General features: G+C 73.1%; 14 protein-coding genes and 1 pseudogene. 3 read left to right on the forward strand and 12 right to left on the reverse strand.

The window, feature by feature from the left end; genetic code table 11:
• Window positions 1-77: 77 nt before the first annotated feature.
• From ACH4B3_RS02200 to ACH4B3_RS02210, 3 genes are all read left to right on the forward strand, one after another.
• The gene (locus tag ACH4B3_RS02200) at window positions 78-2,501 is read left to right on the forward strand and encodes a ribonucleoside-diphosphate reductase subunit alpha (protein WP_398460801.1); all 2,424 of its coding nucleotides are present in this window, start codon (window positions 78-80) and stop codon (window positions 2,499-2,501) included.
• Entirely contained in the window at window positions 2,501-3,559 is a 1,059-nt protein-coding gene (locus tag ACH4B3_RS02205) for a ribonucleotide-diphosphate reductase subunit beta (RefSeq protein WP_398460802.1), read from the forward strand. Before ACH4B3_RS02200 ends, ACH4B3_RS02205 begins: the two co-directional genes overlap by 1 nt.
• Window positions 3,560-3,807: 248 nt before the next feature.
• On the forward strand, window positions 3,808-4,878 hold the full coding sequence (locus ACH4B3_RS02210; RefSeq protein WP_398460803.1) for an alpha/beta fold hydrolase: 1,071 nt from the start codon (window positions 3,808-3,810) through the stop codon (window positions 4,876-4,878).
• Window positions 4,879-5,011: 133 nt separating this feature from the next.
• On the opposite strand, the gene ACH4B3_RS02215 is transcribed toward ACH4B3_RS02210, so the two are convergent.
• The 12 genes and pseudogenes from ACH4B3_RS02215 to ACH4B3_RS02270 all read right to left on the reverse strand — a co-directional run bounded on the left by ACH4B3_RS02215 (window position 5,012) and on the right by ACH4B3_RS02270 (window position 15,947).
• Window positions 5,012-5,326 (reverse strand): hypothetical protein, encoded by a 315-nt coding sequence (locus ACH4B3_RS02215; RefSeq protein WP_398460804.1) that lies wholly within the window; start codon window positions 5,324-5,326, stop codon window positions 5,012-5,014.
• Between the two features lie 176 nt (window positions 5,327-5,502).
• Window positions 5,503-5,772, reverse strand: coding sequence for a hypothetical protein (locus tag ACH4B3_RS02220; protein WP_398460805.1), 270 nt, complete (start codon window positions 5,770-5,772; stop codon window positions 5,503-5,505).
• Between the two features lie 322 nt (window positions 5,773-6,094).
• Window positions 6,095-6,364, reverse strand: coding sequence for a hypothetical protein (locus tag ACH4B3_RS02225; RefSeq protein WP_398460806.1), 270 nt, complete (start codon window positions 6,362-6,364; stop codon window positions 6,095-6,097).
• Window positions 6,365-6,670: 306 nt separating this feature from the next.
• Window positions 6,671-7,297 carry a hypothetical protein gene (locus ACH4B3_RS02230; RefSeq protein ID WP_398460807.1) on the reverse strand — a complete coding sequence of 209 codons (627 nt, stop codon included), beginning with the start codon at window positions 7,295-7,297 and terminating at the stop codon, window positions 6,671-6,673.
• 348 nt (window positions 7,298-7,645) lie between these two features.
• The gene (locus tag ACH4B3_RS02235; RefSeq protein ID WP_398460808.1) at window positions 7,646-8,383 is read right to left on the reverse strand and encodes a D-Ala-D-Ala carboxypeptidase family metallohydrolase; all 738 of its coding nucleotides are present in this window, start codon (window positions 8,381-8,383) and stop codon (window positions 7,646-7,648) included.
• Between the two features lie 125 nt (window positions 8,384-8,508).
• A complete protein-coding gene (def, locus tag ACH4B3_RS02240; RefSeq protein ID WP_398460809.1) occupies window positions 8,509-9,138 on the reverse strand; it encodes a peptide deformylase in 630 nt (209 codons plus the stop codon).
• A gap of 116 nt (window positions 9,139-9,254) precedes the next feature.
• Window positions 9,255-10,262: a tetratricopeptide repeat protein gene (locus ACH4B3_RS02245; RefSeq protein WP_398460810.1), complete on the reverse strand. Its 1,008-nt coding sequence runs from the start codon at window positions 10,260-10,262 to the stop codon at window positions 9,255-9,257.
• Window positions 10,263-10,622: 360 nt separating this feature from the next.
• Complete coding sequence (locus tag ACH4B3_RS02250) at window positions 10,623-12,275, reverse strand: HD-GYP domain-containing protein (protein ID WP_398460811.1); 1,653 nt, start codon at window positions 12,273-12,275, stop codon at window positions 10,623-10,625.
• Between the two features lie 242 nt (window positions 12,276-12,517).
• A pseudogene (locus ACH4B3_RS02255) lies at window positions 12,518-13,846 on the reverse strand (HD-GYP domain-containing protein); the annotation flags it as partial.
• Between the two features lie 133 nt (window positions 13,847-13,979).
• Window positions 13,980-14,342: a mycothiol system anti-sigma-R factor gene (rsrA, locus tag ACH4B3_RS02260; RefSeq protein ID WP_398460812.1), complete on the reverse strand. Its 363-nt coding sequence runs from the start codon at window positions 14,340-14,342 to the stop codon at window positions 13,980-13,982.
• Window positions 14,339-15,028, reverse strand: a complete 690-nt coding sequence (locus tag ACH4B3_RS02265; protein ID WP_398460813.1) for a sigma-70 family RNA polymerase sigma factor — start codon at window positions 15,026-15,028, stop codon at window positions 14,339-14,341. Before ACH4B3_RS02265 ends, rsrA begins: the two co-directional genes overlap by 4 nt.
• Before the next feature lie 280 nt (window positions 15,029-15,308).
• Entirely contained in the window at window positions 15,309-15,947 is a 639-nt protein-coding gene (locus tag ACH4B3_RS02270) for an alpha/beta family hydrolase (protein ID WP_398460814.1), read from the reverse strand.
• Window positions 15,948-16,015: the final 68 nt, after the last annotated feature.

A 16,015-nucleotide genomic window follows, 5' to 3' on the forward strand; every position in this document is an offset into this window, starting at 1 on the left:
TCGGTTCGGCATGCCCGTGGGCGCCCATCGCGCACCGCCCTCCTGGCCCTCTCAGCCGAGCGAGGGAGAGCACTTCCGTGACCATCGCGCCCGCCGATCCGGTTTCAGCGGCAGCCCAGGACCCCAAGGACCCCACGGCCGCGCCCGACGCGCCGGGGACCGCCCTGCTGCGCACCCTGACCGATCTCACCGCCGACCTGCCTGCCACCGACCCCGGGAAGGTGGCGGCCGCCGCGCTGCGGGGCCGCCATCCGGGTTCGGACGAGGCGGAGTTGCGGGCGCTCGCCACCGAAGCCGCCGCCGGAATGATCTCCGAGGAACCCGAGTACTCCCGGCTGGCCGCGCGGCTGCTCACCCTCGCCATCGCGGAGGAGGCGGCCGGCCAGGGCGCGGTGTCCTTCTCCGCCTCGGTCGAGACCGGCCACCGCGAGGGCCTGATCTCCGACGCCACCCTCGCCTTCGTCCGGGCGCACGCCGACCGCCTCGACACCCTGGTCGACAAGACCGTGGCCGACGGCGCCGACGACCGCTTCGGCTACTTCGGCCTGCGCACCCTGCACAGCCGCTACCTGCTGCGCCACCCCACGACCCGTCAGGTGATCGAGACCCCGCAGCACTTCCTGCTGCGGGTGGCCTGCGGCCTCGCCGAGAACCTCTCGGAGCGGGCCCTGGCGGAGGTGTCCGAGCTGTACCGGCTGACCAGCTCGCTGTCCTACCTGCCCAGCTCCCCCACCCTGTTCAACTCCGGCACCCGCCACCCGCAGATGTCGTCCTGCTACCTGCTGGACTCGCCGCTGGACGAGCTGGACTCGATCTACGACCGCTACCACCAGGTGGCCCGGCTGTCGAAGCACGCCGGCGGCATCGGCCTGTCCTACTCCCGTATCCGGGCCCGGGGTTCGCTGATCCGCGGCACCAACGGCCACTCCAACGGCATCGTGCCGTTCCTGCGCACCCTGGACGCCTCGGTCGCCGCCGTCAACCAGGGCGGTCGTCGCAAGGGGGCGGCCTGCGTCTACCTGGAGACCTGGCACGCGGACATCGAGGAGTTCCTGGAGCTGCGCGACAACACCGGTGAGGAGGCCCGCCGCACGCACAACCTCAACCTCGCGCACTGGATCCCGGACGAGTTCATGCGCCGGGTGGAGGCGGACGCCGAGTGGTCGCTGTTCTCCCCGTCCGACGTCCCGGAACTGGTCGACCTGTGGGGCGAGGAGTTCGACACCGCCTACCGGCGCGCCGAAGCGGCGGGCAAGGCGGTGCGGACCATCCCGGCCCGGGTGCTGTACGCGCGGATGATGCGCACCCTGGCGCAGACCGGCAACGGCTGGATGACCTTCAAGGACGCCGCCAACCGCACCGCCAACCAGACCGCCGAGCCGGGCAAGGTGGTGCACTCCTCCAACCTCTGCACGGAGATCCTGGAGGTCACCGACGACGGTGAGACGGCGGTGTGCAACCTGGGCTCGGTCAACCTCGCCGCGCATCTCGGCCCGGACACCGGGGACGGCGTCCCGGGCATGGACTGGGAGCGGCTGGACGCCACCGTCCGCACCGCCGTCACCTTCCTCGACCGCGTGGTGGACATCAACTTCTACCCGACCGAGCAGGCGGGCGCCTCCAACTCGCGCTGGCGGCCGGTGGGCCTGGGCCTGATGGGCCTGCAGGACGTCTTCTTCCGGCTGCGGCTGCCCTTCGACTCCCCCGAGGCCAAGGCGCTGTCCACCCGGATCTCCGAGCGGATCATGCTCGCCGCGTACGAGGCGTCCTGCGACCTCGCCGAGCGGCACGGCCCGCACCCGGGCTGGTCCGCCACCCGTACCGCGCGCGGCGTGCTCCACCCCGACCACTACGCCGGCGCCCAGGTGACCTGGCCGGAGCGGTGGACCGCGCTGCGCGAGCGGATGGCGGTCACCGGCATGCGCAACTCGCTGCTGCTGGCCATCGCGCCGACCGCGACCATCGCCTCCATCGCGGGCGTCTACGAGTGCATCGAGCCGCAGGTCTCCAACCTCTTCAAGCGCGAGACGCTCAGCGGGGAGTTCCTCCAGGTCAACTCCTACCTGGTGGAGGACCTCAAGCGGCTCGGGGTGTGGGACGCGCAGACCCGTGAGGCGCTGCGCGAGTCCAACGGCTCGGTGCAGGACTTCTCCTGGGTGCCGCGGGAGCTGCGGGACCTGTACCGCACGGCCTGGGAGGTCCCGCAGCGCGCGCTGATCGACATGGCCGCCGCCCGCACCCCGTACCTCGACCAGAGCCAGTCGCTCAACCTGTTCATGGCCTCGCCCACCATCGGCAAGCTCAGCTCGATGTACGCGTACGCCTGGAAGCAGGGCATCAAGACCACCTACTACCTGCGGTCGCGTCCGGCGACCCGGATCGCCCAGTCGGCCCGTGCGGCCGGCGCCGCGGCCACCGTCCCGGTGCCGCAGGCCGCCCCCGACGCCGAGGCGATCGCCTGCTCCCTGGAAAACCCCGAGTCCTGCGAGGCCTGCCAGTAATGCCCGACAACAGCCCCACCAGCACGGCGCTCTCCTCCGGCGCCGCCGCCCCGGCGGTGAAGAACCTGCTCGACCCGGGCTTCGAACTCACCCTGCGGCCGATGCGGTACCCGGCCTTCTACGAGCACTACCGCAACGCCATCAAGAACACCTGGACCGTGGAGGAGGTCGACCTCCACTCCGACGTGGCCGACCTCGCCAAGCTCTCCCCCGGCGAGCAGCACCTGATCGGGCGGCTGGTGGCGTTCTTCGCGACCGGCGACTCGATCGTGGCGAACAACCTGGTGCTCACCCTCTACAAGCACATCAACTCCCCCGAAGCGCGGCTGTATCTGTCGCGGCAGCTCTTCGAGGAGGCGGTGCACGTCCAGTTCTACCTGACGCTGCTGGACACCTACCTGCCCGATCCGGACGACCGTGCCGCCGCCTTCGACGCGGTGGAGAACATCCCGTCCATCCGCGAGAAGGCGCAGTTCTGCTTCCGGTGGATCAACGAGGTGGAGAAGCTGGACCGGTTGGAGTCCAGGGCCGACCGCCGCCGCTTCCTGCTCAACCTGATCTGCTTCGCCGCGTGCATCGAGGGCCTGTTCTTCTACGGTGCCTTCGCCTACGTGTACTGGTTCCGCTCCCGGGGCCTGCTGCACGGTCTGGCCACCGGGACCAACTGGGTGTTCCGCGACGAGTCCATGCACATGGACTTCGCCTTCCAGGTGGTGGACACCGTCCGCGAGGAGGAGCCTGATCTCTTCGACGAGGAGATGGGCAAGCAGGTCACCGCGATGCTGGAGGAGGCCGTGGAGGCGGAACTGCAGTTCGCCCGCGACCTGTGCGGCGACGGGCTGCCGGGGATGAACACCGCGTCGATGCGCGAGTACCTGCAGTGCGTGGCCGACCAGCGGCTGGTCCGGCTCGGTCTGCCGGCCCGGTACGGCTCGGAGAACCCGTTCTCCTTCATGGAGTTGCAGAACGTCCAGGAGCTCACCAACTTCTTCGAGCGCCGCGCCTCGGCGTACCAGGTGGCGGTGGAGGGGTCGGTCTCCTTCGACGACGACTTCTGACGGACGCCGGCCCGCCCCGGGCCCAAGTCCCTTCGGGGGCGCACCCGCTCACCCGCGGGTGCGCCCCCGTGGTGTCTCCCGGTGCACCGGTGTCCGCGCCAACCAGCGCAACCACACGCACAGAAGCGCCGCAACCGCAGCAGACCGCCCGGATGAGGAATCGCCCACTAAAGACGGATTACATCCGGAATGATGCGGTCAGCGCCATGATGAGGGACCGCCCTTGCTCCATCCACCCAGGGGTCCTCATGAGCTCTGACACCGCCACTGCCCGGAAAACCCTCTCCCTCGACCCCGATCCCGGACCCGAGGAGCAGGCGCGGGTGGAGGAGCCAGCCTTCGCCTTCCAGGGCTTCTCCTACCGCTGCCGCGTCGTCCGCCAGGACGCCCCGCACACGGAGCCGCTGCTGATCCTCGGCGGCTCCTCGCAGAACCGGCACGCGTGGATCCGCCACGAGAAGTGGCTGACCCCGTGGAGCACACTGGTCACCGTGGACCTCCCCGGCTACGGCGAGGCCGACTTCCTCCCCTCCCGCTACGGACTGGACTTCCTGGCCGGAGCCGTGGACCACCTGCTCACCACGCTGGGCATGGACCGGGTCAACCTGCTCGGCGCCTGCTTCGGCGGCGGCATCGCCCTGCGCTTCGCCCAGGCCCGCCCCGACCGGGTGGCCAGGCTGGCCTTCGCGGGGATGGCCGCGTCCGTACCGGACGAGTACGCCAGGTCGGTGCCCCGCTGGCTGGGGATGCTGGAGCGCGGCGAGCGGGCGGAGTTCGCCACCGAGCTGATCGAGCGCTTCATGTCCCCGCTGGGCTCCGGCCGGGTGCGCAAGCACTCGGTGGTCTCCCGCCTCCTCTACCAGCAGTTCATGGGGCAGTCGGCGCAGGCGGACCGGATGTCGGTGGAGCACATCGTGCGGCTGATGAACCACGAGTGGATGCGGCACTCGCCGGTGCCCGCGGTGCCCGCCCTGGTGATGACCGGCGAGCACGACTCGCTGTGCACGCCCGCCATGGGGCGCGAGTTCGCCGCCGCGCTGCCGGGGGCCTCCTTCTTCACCACCATCAAGGAGACCGACCACCTGGTCTCGGTGGAGCGGATGGCGGAGTTCTCCGACCTGCTGGCGCGCTTCTGCACCGACCGGCCGATCACCGGTCTGCCCTACTGCACGCCGGTGGAGCGCATGGGCCGCGCCACGGGACCACTCGCCGCTCCGCCGCGGCCCGCCCCGGGGCGGACCGGGGCGCAGGCACCGGCGCGGGCCGCCGCCTCCGGGTCCCTGGGCGCCCCCGCCGGACCGGGGTCCGCCCGCCTCTGACGGCCCGGCGGGCCCCGGTGCCCACCGGGGCCCGGAAACGACGGATGGCCGGGCTCCGGAGTCGTCCTCCGGAGCCCGGCCATCCGCCTGCCGAGGGTCGCGGGCCCCGCGCCCGGCGGGCGGTGGGCGAGCGTCAGCGGGCCCCGCCGGCGCTCGGCGCCACGTTGGAGCAGTTCATGTTGCCGGCAGCCGGCGACTGCTTCCGCCATTCCCCGAGGCGGTAGGTGTAGTTGTCGCTGACCGACGTGCACTCCCGCTTCTGCTGCACGTGGACGGTCCCGTCCTCGCTGGTGTACTCGGTCGTCTGGGCGCACGTGATCTGCCCACTGGCGTCCCGCGTACAACCGCCGTACCCGGCACTTCCCTCCGCGTGGGCGACCCCGAGGCCGGCCAGGGCGAGGCCGCCCAGGACTCCCGAGGCCATTGCGATCTTCTTCCAGTCGAACATCTGTCTCCCTGGTGTGCGGTCCCCGGACGCCGGGGCGGGACCGGCGGCGGAGGGCCGGGCCCGTCCGCGGCGTCCGGTTCGGTGACGGACATCGGCGATGGGCCCCGGTTCCGAGTTCGTGGCTCGGACACCGGGGCCCACCGTCACCTAACTACGCGACTGAACGGCTGCCGCGATCAGAAGGCGTGGTTGCTGCAGTCCTGGCGCGCACCGGCGTCCTGGTCCGTGCCGTGGTCGCCCTCACCGAAGATGGTGTTGGTCAGGATCTTGGTCAGGACCTCGACGTTCACGTTCAGGTTGAGGTCGTGCGACTTGCAGGACGAGTTCTGCGAGACGTTGACCTTCGGGCCGTCGTCCTTGCCACCGGCGGCCGCGGTGCCGGCGCCCATGAAGCCGATGCTGCCCAGCATGGCGGCGACCACTGCGGCCTTGTGAAGCTTGCGCATTTCTTCTCCGTTGGTTCGTCACGTGTGTGGTCCGTTATGGACTCACTTCGTACAGTTACGGAGATTAATCGATGCATGTCCGGTTTCGCTCGTGACGCGCCTGAGATGTCCCGATTTGGGCGTATAGCCCGGTTCGTCAACTCGTCCACCCCGCAGACGACTTGACTTCACCGAAGGCGCCCACCGGGCCGCCGGAATACACCCGTACGGCGGCTATCCGCATGGGTGCGGACCCCCGGAGAACGGGCGGGACGACGAACGGGTCCCCGGGGGAGAACCCCCCGGGGACCCGTGACATCGGCTGATGTGATCCAGCGGCCGATCAGAAGGCGTGGTTGCTGCAGTCCTGCTTCGCGCCGGCCTCCTGCTCGGTACCGTGGTCGCCCTCACCGAAGAGCAGGTTGGTGAGGAGCTTGGTCAGCACCTCGACGTTGACGTTCACGTTGAGGTCATGCGACTTGCAGACGGAGTTCTGCTTCACGTTGATGTCCGGGGAACCGCCCTTGCCGTGAGCGGCAGCGGTGCCCGCACCGACGAAGCCGACGCTGCCGAGCAGGGCAGCCACCACAGCGGCCTTCTGAAGCTTGCGCATTTCTTCTCCGATGTTTCGAACGAGACCGAAGTGATCCGAGATGGATCGACTTCCTTCGTTTTGGGACATTAGTAGAGGTATGTCCGGTTTGACGCGAAGACACACGGAGAACCCGCGGATCTCCACGACGTCACCCGGGCGCCACCGCCCCACCGTCCGACGCGAACTGACGAAGGGTCATCCGCGGTCGGCCGAGACGGCCCGAGTGGAGCCCCCGGAACCGCGGCGGATCCGCCCGGCGACACGGGAACGGGCCCCCGGGATCGCTCCCAGGGGCCCGCCATGAGCTCGGTCGAGAGGGTGAGCTCAGTCCTCGTACCGGTTGAACGCGACGTTCTCCTGGGCGCAGCTCACACCCTTGGTCTCGGCCTGCGACAGCACGCCGATCGGGGCGTTGAGCTGGACGACCGTCTGCGGGCTGCACTCCTGCTCGGGGTGGAAGACGTTGGTGTACTGGATGTTGGGCTCCGAGCCCTTCTCCTTCTGGTGGGCCGAGTGGTGCTGGCCCTTGCCACCGTGCTGGCCCTTGTCGCCGTGCTGACCCTTGTCACCGTGCTGGCCCTTGTCACCGTGCTGCGCACCCGACTGCGGGGCGGCCTGGGGCATGGCGGCCGGCTGGGCCTGCGGGGCGGCGGCCTGGGGAGCGGCAGCCTGCGGGGCCGCGGCCTGGGGGGCGGCGGCCTGCGGGGAGGCGGCCTGCGGCTGGGCGGCCGGCTGAGCCTGCGGGGCCGCGGTGTACGACGCGATGGCCTGCGGCTGGACGGCCGGCTGGGCCTGCGGGGCCGCCTGCGGCTGGGCGGCGGGCTGAGCCTGCGGCTGACCGGCGCCGGCGTACCCGGCGCTCGGGGCGTCGGCGGCGCTGACGCCGGCGCCGATGGTGACGAGGCTGCCGACTGCCGCGACGACGATCGCGACCTGCTGGAGCTTGCGCATGAAACCTTGGCCCTTCTTAACATTCAAGCGGATGGACGGTCACTCACTGCAAGTGAGCGCACACTAGCAGTAGCACGAAGTCCGGTTCATCCCGCTGTGCACCACGCATTGACACACCATTCCCGCCATATCTCCCACCTCATGGGCAGTTACCTGCGTCTGCCCCGATATAGCCCGGGCCCGCAGGGATCACCCGGTCGAGGTCGTCCCCCGGACCGGGATTGCCGGAACGCCGCGGAATGCCGCGGAACGCGGCGGAACGCCGGACAGCGCGGCGGGGCACCCCCGGGAGGGTGCCCCGCCGTACCGGCGCGTCCGCCGGGCGTTCACGTGCGCCCGGCGGGACCGTCAGATGCCGCAGCTCGGTGCCGACCAGTACCGGCTCGCCCGGTGGTCCACATGCGTGTGGTCGTCGTGGCCGGGGTAGCCGGGGCCGAGGATGCCCTGGAAGCCGTGGTTCCGGGCCTGCTTGGCGAGGGTGCACAGCGAGTGCGGACCCGCCCCGAGGTCCGCGGCGTCCCCGTACAGATGACGGCTGCCGGACGCCCCGCCGACCGCGTCGTTGCAGGCGTGGCTGCGGAACCCGCTGGTCACCACGATGGGCCGGTCGCCGAGCGCATGCCGCAGGGCCTCCAGCTTCCACATCGTCCGCCGGGCGTTCGCCTTGGCGGTCGCGGCGCTCACCGCGCCGCCCGACCAGTCACCGTTGCACCGGTTGAGTTCGGCGTAGTCGAAGTGGACCGGGGTGCAGTCCGGGTCCTGGAGCGCGTAGATCCTGGCGAACGTGGCCGGACCGGCCACACCGTCGGCGGACAGCCCGTAGGCCGACTGGAAGCGCTTCACCGCGGCGGCGGTGGCGGGACCGTACGCGCCGTCGACGGAGAGCACCGCGCCGGTACCCGGGTATCCGGCGACCCGGATCTGCAGCTGGGTGACGTCGGAGCCGGACATGCCCTGGGAGAGCGTGCGGTTCCAGGTGTAGCACTCGTCGGCGTGCGCGGGACCGGCGGTGGCCACCGCCCCGACGAACAAACCTGCCGTGAGCATGACAATACTGGTGAAGACACCGAGGACGCGCCGAAGCATGGGACCTCCGGGGATGGGAGCCAGGGAATCCGTCACCGCTGAGCGTGGCCCGGCGGTCAACGCGCGTCAACCCTGCTACGGCGGACGGGGCATGAACGCCCCGTCCGCCGCCGGTGAACGCCGGCTCAGTCGTTCGGCACCGTCTCGTAGCGCGGCGTGCCCTCGGCCATCTGCCGCAGCACGTCCTTCCGGTCCCGCTTGGAGAGCCGGTCGATGTACAGCCGCCCGTACAGGTGGTCCGTCTCGTGCTGCAGGCAGCGCGCGAAGTAGCCGGTGCCCCGGACCACGATCGGCTTGCCGGCCGCGTCCTGGCCGCGCACCACCGCGTAGTCCGGGCGGGCCAGCGGGGCGTAGGCGCCGGGCACCGACAGGCAGCCCTCGTTGGAGTCGTCCAGCAGACGCCGGTCGGCCGGCACCTCCTCCAGCACCGGGTTGCAGACCACACCGACGTGCCGGACACCCTCGTCGTCCATGCAGTCGTAGACGAAGACCTTCAGGTCCACGCCGATCTGATTGGCGGCCAGCCCCACGCCCTCGGCCGCCCGCTGGCTGGCGAACATGTCGTCGATCAGCGACGCGAGCGAGTCGTCGAAGTCGGTGACGTCCCGGCACTCCTGGTGGAGCACCGGGTTGCCGACGACGGTGATGGGCCGGGCGGTGCCGCGCTCCCGGTACGCCCGCTCACGCTCCTCCGTGTCCACCGTGTCGTCGATGAACTCGTCGTTCACCTGCTGATCCGTGTCCTGCTGCGCCATGGTCCGCCGCACGCCTTCCTGAAACCGTCGGTCGTCGCCCTACAGGGTACGGCGCCCGCCCCGGGGGCCTGCCCCGGCGGACCCCCGGCCCGGGACGGCGCGATCCGCCGCGTGCCTCAGCAGACCTCTTCCAGGTCCCGCCACTCCCGGGTGTCCGGACTGTCGGCCACCCAGCCGTCCAGCAGCCCGCGCACCAGACCGGCCGGCGCCGCGATCCCGCACTCCCGCTCGGGCACCCACAGCGAACCCGACCCGGCGGTCCGGTGCCCCAGCGGGCCGGGGTGGCCCGGCTCACTGTGATCGTGCGGATCCAGGTGCTCCCCGTCCCCCTCGTCGCTCGGCATCCGGCTCTCCGAGCAGGAACGGCAGAGCAGCCGCACCGACGACGACCAGTCCTCGGCGGCGAAACCGGCGTCCGCCGCCAGCTTCTCCAGCGCGTCGCGGTCCGCCTCGGTGGCCGCCTCCAGCAGCACCACCCAGGTCGGCACCGGGGACGGCGCCCACAGCTCGATCTCGTCGAAGACCGGGTACGCCCGGGTGGGGCCGTCGCCGGAGGAAATGGTGCGCTCACCGTGCGGCACGCCGTCGTGCAGCACCACCTCGCCCCAGCGCCGCCCGGACGACGGCAGCGGGATGCTCAGCACCTCGATCCGCGCCGGATCCAGCCTGCGGCCCCACACCACCTCGGCCTCGCCCTCCGGCGACAGCCGCACCGCGGCGCTGCCCAGTTCCATGCCCAGCGGCTCGCCGGACCCTCCGCCCGGCTGCCGGTCGCCGGGCACCTTGAGCCCGTACGCCTGCCAGGCGCGGCGGGCCAGCGGCCAGTCCTGCAGGGCGGTCGCGGCGATCCCGACGTTCCACCAGTCGGGGGCGCCGGTCGCCCGGTCCAGCAGCGCCACCGCGCGCAGCCCGGCGGCGCGCGCCTGCTCCCAGTCGTGCCGGAACTTGTGCAGCAACGCGAGGTTGAACCACGATTCCGACAGCCAGGGCTCCATGTCGGCGGCGCGGGTCAGAAGCGCGCCCGCGTCCTCGTACCGGCCGTCGCCGATGAGCGTGAACGCACGGTCGGTCGCCTGCCGCCACGAGGCGGAGGGCCGGTGCCGTACCTTGCCGAAGATCTTCACGATTCCCGCCTGCCGGTTTCTCCGTTGTCCCGCACCCGATGTCTGAGCGGACGGCGACGCCCTCCCCCGACGACAACCTGCCACACATTCGCCGACATCTCAGCCCGGCCTCCCGGATTCGCCCGGGGAACGGCGCCCACCACACTTCTTGCCGCTGGTGAGCAGCCCGACACCCCTCACTTCGCATCCAACCATGCCGCTTCGGGCGCCCGCTCCTTACCCATGGGTTCCGTCGGTACCGGCCCCCGGTACCCGGTGGCCGGGCCCGGGGCGCCAGGGCTCCGGCGGTCGCCCGGTCCGGCCGGGGCGCGGGCCGGGCGGCGGGGGCCGGGGCGGCCCGGCGGCGCGCGACCGGCGCGGTCAGCGGCCGCCGGCGGGGCCGGTGAGCACCCTGCTCAGGGCGGCCACCACGGCCGGATCGAGCTCGCGGGCCGTGGCCAGCCGGAGGCGTTCCAGAGCGCGCAGCATCCCGGCGGGCCCCGCCCCGGAGCCGAGGTCGGGACCGGGGCGGGAGCCCGGGCCGGAGCCCGGGCCTGGGCTGGAGTCGGAGCGGAGGTCGGGACCGGGACCGGGGCCGGAGCCTGACCCCGAGCCGGGACCCGAGCCCGACCCCGAGCCGGGACCCGAGCCCGACCCCGAGCCGGGACCCGAGCCCGACCCCGAGCCGGGGCCCGAGCCGGGACCCGAGCCCGGGCCGATCGGGGCCGCCGCCAGTTCCGCGTAGGCGTTGGCCACCCGTACGATCCGGGCGGCCAGCGGGGCCTCACGGTACGGCCGGGCCTGCCGCTCCACGATCACCGCCACCAGGGCGGGGGCCCCGGTCTGCCGCGCCACCGTCCCGCCGAGCCGCGCGATGCGGTACCGCTCGACGTCCGGCAGCCGCTCGGTGGCCCCGCCCGGCACCGGGTCGAGCAGCGACAACTGCCCGATGTCGTGCATCAGGGCGGCGTCCTCCAGCGCGGTCAGCTCGCGGGCGGTGAGTCCCAGTTCCCGGCCCACCGCGCCGCTCAGCGCGGCGACCCGGCGGGCGTGGCCGGCCGGCGTGTACCCGGCGATCTCGGTGGCCCGGGCCAGCGCGGCGACGGTCTGGCGGTAGGCGGCGCGGACCGCGGTGTGGCGGTGGCAGGAGTACTGGGCCAGCAGCGGCGGCACACAGACCGGCGGCAGCGCCCACAGGCCGGCCACCGTGACCGCGAGGGCGGTGGCCAGGGCGGTCGCACAGACCACCGCACCGGCGCAGGGCAGCGCGCGCACCTCTTCGCGCAGCAGCGGGGCGAACGGCCGGCCGGTGCGGGCGCGGGCCAGCGCGGCGGCGAGCACCGTGTCGAACAACGCGGTGACCGCCAGCAGGGCGAACAAACTCCCGACGTGGTACGCGCCGTGCTCCCCGGCACCTACCAAACCCCCTGGGAAGTAAAGGGGTTGGGCGCAGCTGACGGCGAAGGCGACGGTCAGCACCCGACGGGCGAGATGGTCAGCGGCCGCCGGGCGGCCCGGTCCCGCGGTCCGGGCGAGCAGCAGCCGGGGCACACCGCCGGCCAGCCCGGCCGCGGCCACCACCGCCACGGCCTGCGGACCCCCGGCGGTGAGCGTCGTCCCGTGCAGCCGCTCCAGCAGCACATAGGCGAGCGCCCCGGCGGCGGCCAGCGGTGCGGGATCCCGGCCGGCCGGTCCGGGAGCCGGCGCGGGGCCCGGTCCGGCGCCGCCCTTCCTCGCCCGGGGGACCTCCTGACGTACCGCCTCCCCGACCGCGATCAGCGCTCCGAAGGCGAGCGCCGCGCCGGGCCGGTGCAGTCCCTGCCAGCGGGTCCAGCCGAGGGCGAGCAGGGTGAGCGCGCCGGCGGCGCCGTAGACGACGCCCAGCGTGAGCGCGCCGGGGTACGCGGGGCGTGCGGCGCGCGGGTGGCGGCGGGCGCGGTGCGGTCCGTCGAGGCCGGTGCGGGGGCCGGGGGCCCGCGGACCTGCCCCGGCCGGCGTGCCGACGGCGTCCGCCCCGGTCCGGCCGCTGCTCACCGGGTTCCTCCGGGGCTCGCGCGCCGGGGCCGGCGGGGCAGTACCCGGAGGGCGCGGGCGGGGACCGGGAGGAACCCTGCCGCGAACCCGGCCGCCGCGCCCACCGAGCCGGGCAGCACACAGGTCCTGGCCATTCCGGGCACGCCGACCGGGCGGGCGGCGGCAGGTGGCGCGGCCGAACCGGCCGGCGCGGACGCGGACGGCTCACGGGTGGGGGCGGGCCCCGGCGGCCCGGCAGGCGCCGGAGCCGCCGGCGGTCCGGGGGCGCCCGGAGTTGGCGGGACGTTTCCGCTACCGTGCGTGGCGTTCTCGGCACCGCCGCGCCGCGGCGGGTCCGCGGGCGGCACGGCGGTGGGCCAGCCCTCCCGGTCCAGTGCGGCGGCCAGGGCCCGCACCATCTCCGGGTCGAACTGGGTGCCCGCGCACCGCCGCAGTTCCTCTACCGCCCGGGGCACCGGTTTGGCCCGGCGGTAGCTGCGGTCGGACGTCATCGCGTCGAACGCGTCCGCCACCGCCACCACCCGGGCGCACTCCGGGATCTCCCGCCCCGTGAGCCCGTAGGGATAGCCGCTGCCGTCCAGCCGCTCGTGGTGGTGGAGGATCGCCGCCCTGGCCTCGTCCAGGAAGCCGATGCCGCGCACCGTCTCGTGCCCGTACTCGGGGTGGAGCTGGATCACCCGGCGCTCGTCCGGGGTGAGCGGCCCGTCCTTCCGCAGCAGCCCGGTGGGCACACCGATCTTGCCGACGTCGTGCAGGGTGCCGGCGATCCGCAGCACCTCCTGCCGGTCGCCGCTCATGCCCAGTTGCCGGGCGATCATCATCGAGGCCCGGCCGACGCGCTCGCTGTGGCCCCGGGTGTAGCGGTCCTTGAGTTCGATCGCCTGGACCAGGGCCCGCACGGCCGCCCGGCGACCGGCCCGCTCGCGGTGGCAGAGCGCCAGCACCGAGGCCGAGACGGCCATCGGCACCAGCACCGGCACCGCCGCCGCCGGGCCGTACGGGCTGCGCCACAGCAGTGCCATGGTCAGCGCGGCCGGGGCGTACAGCAGGCACGGGGCCAGGCAGCGGGCCGCGCCGCCCGCGGCGCGCGGCGGGTACCGCTCCGCGGTGACCAGCACGCCGCCTTCCAGCGCCGTCCTGGTACCGCCGAAGGCGAGCGCGGCGGCAGCGGCGGGCAGCGCCGCGAACGGCAGGTCCGCGCAGGCGAGAGCGGTCCGTCCGCCGGCGGCGCCGAACACGGCGGAGGCCGCCGCGGTGGCGAGCGCGAGCTGGGCGGCGCGCCAGCAGCGGCGTGCCCCGGTCGGCGGACGCTCGGCCGGTGCGGCCAGGCCACCGGGCAGCGCGATCAGCGCGGCGGCGGGCGGGGGCAGCAGCATGGCTCCGGTCAGCAGCACCGGTCCGGCGCAGTCGGCCGCCGGTCCGGCGCACACCAGGGCGCACAGCGCGGCGAGCGGCACGACGGTGGACCAAGCGGTGTCCGCGCCGGGGGCCAGCGCGGGAGTGACACAGACCGCCGCGGCCAGTGAGGTGCCCAGGATGTAGACGCGCGCCCCGGGAGGCAGTGACCGCATGGCCCTCTCCTCCCGCCTGCTCGTTCACACCGTCAGGTTGGGGAGGATATTGCGGTGGGCGGGACAAGGCGGGCGCATCGGGGGTTTAGGCCGGATGAGCCCGCGCAATGCACACTTTCGGGTGAGTCGAGGCTCAATCCTGAGCGGCGGCCGGCAGATCGGCCTCCGCGCGCGCCGTCTCACCGCGCACCGCGGTCCCGCCGTGGAGGGGGGCGCCGAGGTCCACCTCGGGCGCCGCCTCGCCGGAGCGGATCAGCTCGATCCGGCCCATCACCTTGGACCGGAGGTCGCTGGGCACGTCGTCGTGCCCGCAGCAGCGCTTGACGAGCTTCTTCACGGCCTGCTCCAGGCCGTACTTCTCCAGGCAGGGAGAACACTCGTCGATGTGCACCTCGAACTTGGCGCAGTCACCCTCGGGCATCTCCTGGTCGAGGAACTCGTAGAGGTGGTCGAGAACCTCGGAGCAGTCCGTCTCGTGCGGCTCTCCGCAGCTCATGAGTCCGAGCCTTTCCGATCGTGCGACTCGTCGGCCGCGGCGCCCGCGCCCGCCGGGACGAGCCCGCGCCCACGGGCGTAGTCCTCCAGCAGACCGCGGAGCTGGCGGCGCCCACGGTGCAGACGGGACATCACGGTACCGATGGGTGTCCCCATGATGTCCGCGATCTCCTTGTACGCAAACCCCTCGACGTCCGCGAGATAGACCGCGATACGGAATTCCTCGGGGATGGCCTGAAGTGCTTCCTTGACGTCGGAGTCCGGCAGGTGGTCGAGCGCCTGCGACTCGGCGGACCGCAGACCGGTCGACATGTGCGACTCGGCTCGCGCCAGCTGCCAGTCCTCGATCTCCTCGGCGGCACTGCGCTGGGGCTCGCGCTGCTTCTTGCGGTACGAGTTGATGAAGGTGTTGGTCAGGATGCGGTACAGCCAGGCCTTGAGGTTGGTGCCCTCGCGGAACTGGTGGAAGGACGCGTACGCCTTGGCGTACGTCTCCTGCACCAGGTCCTCGGCGTCCGCCGGGTTACGCGTCATGCGCAGCGCGGCGGAGTACATCTGGTCGAGGAAGGTCAGGGCGTCCCGCTCGAAGCGCGCGTTGCGCTCGGTGGACGTCTCCTGCGCGTGCTCGTCCAGGCGCCCCACACCCGTGCTGTCGGCCCCCGCGTCGGTGCCAGCGACCTGACCCACCTCCTCCAAGACCGTGGTGGTTCCGGATCCGGAACCACTTGAATCGGAGAATAGACGACCATCCGGTCCGCTCGCCCCTTCTATCCGGGCGGCAGGCGCCACCTGCAGCTGCGCCCAGTCGAAGCCGGCGGACTGCGGGCGGGCCGGGCAGGCAAGCGAACCCATGCGGGGACTCCTCACTCCTCGTGTGGTGGCCTCTGCGTACTGCTGCATCTTCGTTCCGATGCCTGCACAACACCCGGGGCGGGCCGCGCATTCCCGGAGCCGGGAACGGATCCGATCAAGGGACGACCCGCTCCAGCCAGGCGGCGACCGCCGGCACCAGCCCGGCCGACACCTGCTGCTCGGTGAGGCCGGCGCTCCGGGGCACCGCGAAGCCGTGGTCGGCGTGGTCCACCGCCACCAGCTCGGTACCGGCCGGGAACTCCCCGGGCCGGCCGAACGGGTCCCGGCCGCCCTGGACGACCAGCACCGGCACCCCGGCCCCGGCCAGTTCCGCGGCCCGGGACTTCTCCGGCTTGCCCGGTGGGTGCAGCGGGAAGGCCAGCGCCAGCACGGCGGGCGCGCCCAGCCCGGCGGCCGTCCGGCAGGCGACCCGGGCGCCGGCGCTCCGGCCGCCCGCCACCACCGGCAGACCGGGCGCCGCCAGCGCGGGCCACAGGGCGGTCCAGGCGGCGTCCAGGGTCCGGGGCGCGGGGGCGACCTTCTTGCCCGCGACCCGCCAGGGCTGCTCGACCAGGGCGACGGTGATGCCGCGCGGCGGCAGCCCGGCGGCGAGTGCGCGCAGGTCGCGTGTATCGATGCCGCCGCCGGCGCCGTGGCCCAGCGCCAGTACGGCCCGGGCGGCGGGGGCCCGGTGCCAGGTGATCCGGGCGTCGCCCGAGGGGGTGGGGACGGTCTCGGTCGCGTTCTCGCTCATGACAGTGCCTCGCTCGGTTCGCTGCGTCGTCGTCGGGGCGCCGGCCGCCGCCGGGTCCGCCCCCGGCA

This window comes from Streptomyces sp. NPDC018031, from assembly GCF_044327625.1.
Lineage (GTDB): Bacteria > Actinomycetota > Actinomycetes > Streptomycetales > Streptomycetaceae > Streptomyces.

Excerpts from the sequence above, each read along its gene's own strand:
- ACH4B3_RS02205 (WP_398460802.1), top strand. The coding sequence starts at position 2,501 with ATGCCCGACAACAGCCCCACCAGCACGGCGCTCTCCTCCGGCGCCGCC.
- ACH4B3_RS02215 (WP_398460804.1), bottom strand. The coding sequence starts at position 5,326 with ATGTTCGACTGGAAGAAGATCGCAATGGCCTCGGGAGTCCTGGGCGGC.
- rsrA (WP_398460812.1), bottom strand. The coding sequence starts at position 14,342 with ATGAGCTGCGGAGAGCCGCACGAGACGGACTGCTCCGAGGTTCTCGAC.
- ACH4B3_RS02220 (WP_398460805.1), bottom strand. The coding sequence starts at position 5,772 with ATGCGCAAGCTTCACAAGGCCGCAGTGGTCGCCGCCATGCTGGGCAGC.
- ACH4B3_RS02225 (WP_398460806.1), bottom strand. The coding sequence starts at position 6,364 with ATGCGCAAGCTTCAGAAGGCCGCTGTGGTGGCTGCCCTGCTCGGCAGC.
- ACH4B3_RS02230 (WP_398460807.1), bottom strand. The coding sequence starts at position 7,297 with ATGCGCAAGCTCCAGCAGGTCGCGATCGTCGTCGCGGCAGTCGGCAGC.
- ACH4B3_RS02235 (WP_398460808.1), bottom strand. The coding sequence starts at position 8,383 with ATGCTTCGGCGCGTCCTCGGTGTCTTCACCAGTATTGTCATGCTCACG.
- def (WP_398460809.1), bottom strand. The coding sequence starts at position 9,138 with ATGGCGCAGCAGGACACGGATCAGCAGGTGAACGACGAGTTCATCGAC.
- ACH4B3_RS02270 (WP_398460814.1), bottom strand. The coding sequence starts at position 15,947 with ATGAGCGAGAACGCGACCGAGACCGTCCCCACCCCCTCGGGCGACGCC.
- ACH4B3_RS02210 (WP_398460803.1), top strand. The coding sequence starts at position 3,808 with ATGAGCTCTGACACCGCCACTGCCCGGAAAACCCTCTCCCTCGACCCC.